This is a genomic window from Azovibrio sp., from assembly GCF_049658005.1.
GTDB lineage: Bacteria > Pseudomonadota > Gammaproteobacteria > Burkholderiales > Rhodocyclaceae > Azovibrio.
Genome location: NZ_JBASOH010000079.1, coordinates 1 through 5,049 on the forward strand (window position 1 = coordinate 1; position 5,049 = coordinate 5,049).

2 protein-coding genes are annotated in these 5,049 nt (G+C 64.1%); both read right to left on the reverse strand.

Going from position 1 to position 5,049, the window contains the following annotated elements; genetic code table 11:
- On the reverse strand, positions 1-2,682 hold a 2,682-nt coding region (locus WBH99_RS07950; RefSeq protein WP_424219555.1), incomplete at its 3' end, for a response regulator.
- A complete protein-coding gene (locus WBH99_RS07955; RefSeq protein WP_424219556.1) occupies positions 2,679-4,838 on the reverse strand; it encodes a DctP family TRAP transporter solute-binding subunit in 2,160 nt (719 codons plus the stop codon). The genes WBH99_RS07950 and WBH99_RS07955, both read right to left, overlap by 4 nt.
- Between the last annotated feature and the right edge of the window lie 211 nt (positions 4,839-5,049).

Below are 5,049 nucleotides of genomic sequence, written 5' to 3' on the forward strand. Positions count from 1 at the left end.
GGCCATGCCCGGCGGCTCCGCCGGTGCTGCCGGTGCTGCCGGTGCTGCCGGTGCTGCCGGGCGTGGCAGCCAGTGCAGCAGCACCGTAAACAGCTGCTCAGGGTCCACCGGTTTTGCAATATGGTCGTTCATCCCGGCCGCCAGGCAGGCGGCACGATCTTCCTCGAAGGCATTGGCGGTCATGGCCAGAATCGGGACGGCCGTGCGATCCGGCAGATGCCGGATTGCCCGGGTCGCTTCCAGGCCATCCATGTGCGGCATCTGCACATCCATCAGGATCAGGTCATAGGGATGGGCGGCGGCCTTGTCCAGCGCCTCGCGACCGTCATTGGCCACGTCCACCTCGAGCCCCACCTCCTTTAGCAGCGCCAGCGCCACCTCCTGATTGATCGGATTGTCTTCTGCCAGCAGCAAGCGCCGGCCGCGCAAGGGGGCAGGATCGAGTTCGGGCGCCTGAGGGCGGGGGGCAATCCGATGCACCCCCTCGCCTGGCTTGTCCGCACAGACATCGACGAGGGTGTCGTGCAGCATGGAAGGGGTCACCGGCTTGTTGAGCTGGCGGATGATGCCCGCTTCCTGCAGCAATCCGGGCGCCCAGTTGCGGCTGTTGCCGGTGACCAGGATGATCCTGGGCGGCGGTTCCTGGCCCAGCATCCTGATGCGACGGCTGGTTTCGATGCCGTCCATACCGGGCATGGCCCAGTCCATCAGGATCAGATCAAAGGGCTTGCCCTCCGCCATTGCCGCTTTAACGCTGGCCAGGGCGGCTTCGCCCGAGTCGACGCTCCGGGCCTGCACGGCAAAGCTCTGCAGCATGTCCGTCAGCGCCTCCCGGGCATCCGCGACATCATCGACCACCAGGGCCCGCATGTTTTTGGGCAAGGCCTGGAGCTGCCGATGCACTTCGCCCGGATTGGCCGCCATCGGCAACTCCAGTTCGCACCAGAAGGTGCTGCCCTGCCCAAGGTGGCTCTCAACCCCGACCTGCCCCCCCATCAATTCCACCAGACGTTTGCTGATGGCCAGGCCCAGGCCGGTACCGCCAAACTTGCGCGTCGTCGAGACATCTGCCTGTTCAAAGGGTTGAAACAGCCGCTCCCGCTGCTCCTCACTGAGGCCAATGCCGGTATCGCTGACCTCGAAGCGCAGCCGGACCCCTGTCGCCGTTTCTTCGAGGCGGCGGGCGCGGAAGATGATGCTGCCGGTTTCGGTGAATTTGACCGCATTACTGGCGAAATTGAGGAGCACCTGCTCCAGGCGCATGCGGTCTCCGTGCAGCATCAGGGGAATGTCCGGGTCAATGCGATTGACGACTTCCAGCCCCTTGTCGCAGGCCTTGTCGGCGATCATGTCATTGAGATTGCGGAATACCTCGTCCAGCTCGAAATCCCTGGCCTCGATGTTGAATTTGCCGGCTTCGATCTTGGAGAAGTCGAGAATGTCGTTGATGATGCCCAGCAAGTGCTGCGCCGCCTGGGCAATCTTGTCGAGCTGCTCCAGCTGGTGCGCATCAGTGGTGTTGCGCCGGAGCAGATGGGTGAGGCCGATGATGGCATTCATCGGGGTGCGGATTTCATGGCTCATGTTGGCCAGGAAGGAACTCTTGAAGCGGTTGGCCGCCTCGGCCGACTGCTTGGCCTGCTCCAGTTCGCGGGTACGGGATGCCACCAGGCCTTCGAGGTGCATCTGGATTTCGAGCAAATCCCGGGTGCGCTGATCAAAGCGCACGGCCAGGTCTTCCAGTTCGTCGCCGGTGCCCAGCGGCGCGCAATGCGTTTCCGGGTTGCCATCGGCCTGGGCCACCCGTTGCTGCAGCAGCAGGATCGGCCGGGAAATGGAAAGGCCGAGACGATAGGCAATGAAAATGGCCGCCAGGGTCAGCGCCATGCCCAGCACGCTCACATCCCGGACGGCGTTGAAGGCGGGCTGGAGATAATGCTGACGCGGCGCCATCACCTCGATCTGAAAATCGAGGTCGGATAGAAAGCCTTGCCCTGGCTGGGCCACGTTCTGACGCGCCCGCACCAGATCCGTGCCGACCCCTTCCGGATGATGCTCGTAGAGCACCCGCTCCCCGGACAGCAGGCGGTAGCTGAACAAGGGGTCGATGCGCAGCACCCGGCGCGCCACCTCGCCCAGATTGAACGCCACCACCAGTACGCCCTGAGTGGTGCTGTAGTAATTGACCGGCACGAATACGACCCATTGCCCCCGTTCCGGGTCCACCAGATAGTTGCTGGCGCCATTGGCCAGGACACTGCGCAGCACGGGAGAATCCGCGTAAGTCGGCAGGGATTCGAGGCTCGAATAAACGGGTTTGCCGTCGTAGCCGAGCAAGGCCACCGCGTGCACATCGCGGCCTTCGCGGAAATTCTTCACCAGTTTAGGCAGATAGGTCTGGCGGCCCTGGGCGTCGTTGAGGCCATTGATCACCAGCGGGTTCTTCACCAGCACGGTAGCGCTTTCGAGCAGGTAATCGAGGCGCTGCATGAGCAGCACCCCGTTCTGCTGGGCGCGGGCTTCCAGTTCGTGATGGAGGTTGCGGGTGATGATGCTGTACAACTGGAGCGCCACGATCATCGCAACCGTGATCATGGCCAGGGCCACGAACAGCCCGAAGGTCCAGGTGATGCGGCGCTCCAGGCGGCGCGTGAAATAGTCTGGAAAGTGCAGGCCCATCATTGCACCGCGACGATATTTCCCGCTGCGTCATACCGGGCGAGGCGCAGGAAACGCCGGTCCAGGGCATCGTGATCGTCAGGGGAGAAGGGGCGTTTGTAATCCTGCATCACGCCGGCATGGTGGGGGATCTGTTCGAGTTCGCGCCGGATGGCTTCCCGGTCCTGCGACCTGGCCTGCGTCACCGCCCGGGCCAGCAGATGCACCAGATCGTAAGCATGGACGGAACCCATCAGGGCCGGCACTGGCGCCTCCTGACCGTAACGTTTCCGGTAACGCTCGAGGAAGGCGTTCAGGGCCGGCCGGCGATGCGCATCGTCGACCACCACGGTCTGCACGAAGCGCAAATCGACGCGCTGCAGATCGTGCTGGGCGGCGGCAAAGAAATTGCCGCCGGTCATCCCCCAGTGGGAAAAAACCGGTACCGGTTCGTCCTGCTGGGCGACGGCCTTCACCGCCGCCTGGGTTTCATGGGCTTGGAGCACCAGCACCAGGCTGCGGACCCCGCGCTGTAGCAAGGCTTCGGTCTGGAGGCCGATGTCGGGGTCGCCCGGATTGACCCATTGAATGTTCACCCGCCCCGCGGGCAGTCTGGCGAGCATGGCGGCGATCGCCTGGGCGTTGCTGCGGCCCCAGGCCGAACGCTCCAGCAGCATGCCGACCGTACCGCCCTGGCCCAGGGCGTGCCCGAGCAGAACAGGCGCCACATCCTGATCGTCGAGCGAAGCCCGGAACAGGTAGCTGGGCGAATGCCCATGCTGCATGACGTCGTGGTTGGCCGCCCAGGGCACGAGATAAGGCAGCTGCAGGCGGTGAATATCTTCCATTTCAGCGAGGATGACCGCCGAATGCTGCCCTCCCATCACCGCCAGCATCCGGGGCAGGCGGGCGAACCATGCCAGGTTCTGCCGCCCCACGGAAGGATTGCCGCCGTGATCCCGGGCGAGAATTTGCAAGGGGCGTCCGAGCAGGCCGCCCTTCTGGTTGATTTCTTCTTGCGCCAGCTGCATGCCCCGGTAAATCGCCCCGCCGGCCAGGACGCCATTGTTCGACAGGTCGGCATCCAGACCGATGATCAAGGGTTCCTTGCCTGCCGCCGGCATCTGCCGCAGGTAGCGCAACTCCCCGGTCTTGCCGAGCAGGTCATAACCCACTTCAAAGCCGAAATGATCGGCCAGCGGCGCCATGACGGCGCTGAAACGCTGGCGTTGCCCGGGCGTCAGGGTATGGATCTCGACCCCGGCCGCGCGGATCGTCTCGATCAGGCCCGTTTCCAGGCGCGCGGTTTCTTCGCGCTCCCACTGCGTCAGTTCCCGGGCGGTATCCTGAATCACCTGGCGCAACCCGGGCGACAGGGTTTCAAACACCGGCTTGCTGGCCGCAAACACATAGCCCAGGTAGGCATGATGGGAAAGCGTCAGATGCTTTTGCACCTCATGAATGCCCATCGCCACGATCGCCACCAGCGGATTTTCCTGCCCATCTACCGCCTGCTCGGCCAATGCCTGGCGCACCCTGTGGAAGTCGATCGGGATGGGCTGGGCGCCCAGGGCCGCAAACTGCTCGGCAATCAGCCGGCTCTTCATGGTGCGGATGCGCAGTCCGGCAAAATCCTCGGGAGAGTGAATGGGGCGGTTGGCGGTGAACTGCTTGAAACCGTTTTCCCAGAAGGTCAGTCCCACCAGGCCTAGCTGATGCAGTTTGGCGAGCAGCATCTGGCCCGGCTCGCCATCGAGCATGGCGTACAACTCCTCGCGGCTGGAAAAATAAAAGGGCAGGTCGGCATACTGCATCGCAGGAATGGCAGAACTGAGCTTGGCCGAGGGAATCAGCAAAAAGTCCAGTTGCCCGTTGCGCGCCATTTCCAGCATCTGATCGTCGTTGCCTAGTTGCTGATCGGGAAAGACCTGGACCTGCAGCCGTCCCTTGCTACGTTCTCCCACCTGTTCGGCAAAACGCAGGGCCGCTTTGTGCAGGGCACTGCCGGCCGCGATATTGAGCCCCAGGCGCAGGGTGCGCGGCGGGCCTGGCCGAGCCGCCTCGGCCGGGAGCGGGATATGGGCGGGGACGCGCAGCCAGATCGCCCAAAACAGCAGCGCTCCGGCCAGCAGGGCGGTCAGGATCAATATCAGACGCGGGTTCGGGATCGGGATCTTCATGGACGCCACTCGAATGGATCAAGCCAACGATCAGGCCAATAACAAGGAAGCGGGCCCGCCATTGTAATGCCGGATCGGGCCGGCCACCGGGAGTTCTCCCGCACCGGCCCGCGACTCAAGCCCGTCCTGCGGCGCCGCCACCGGGCAGGGCCGCCGCCAGCCGCTCCCAGTCCAGGGCCGCTTCCACCGCATCGGCCAGGCGGGTGAGGTC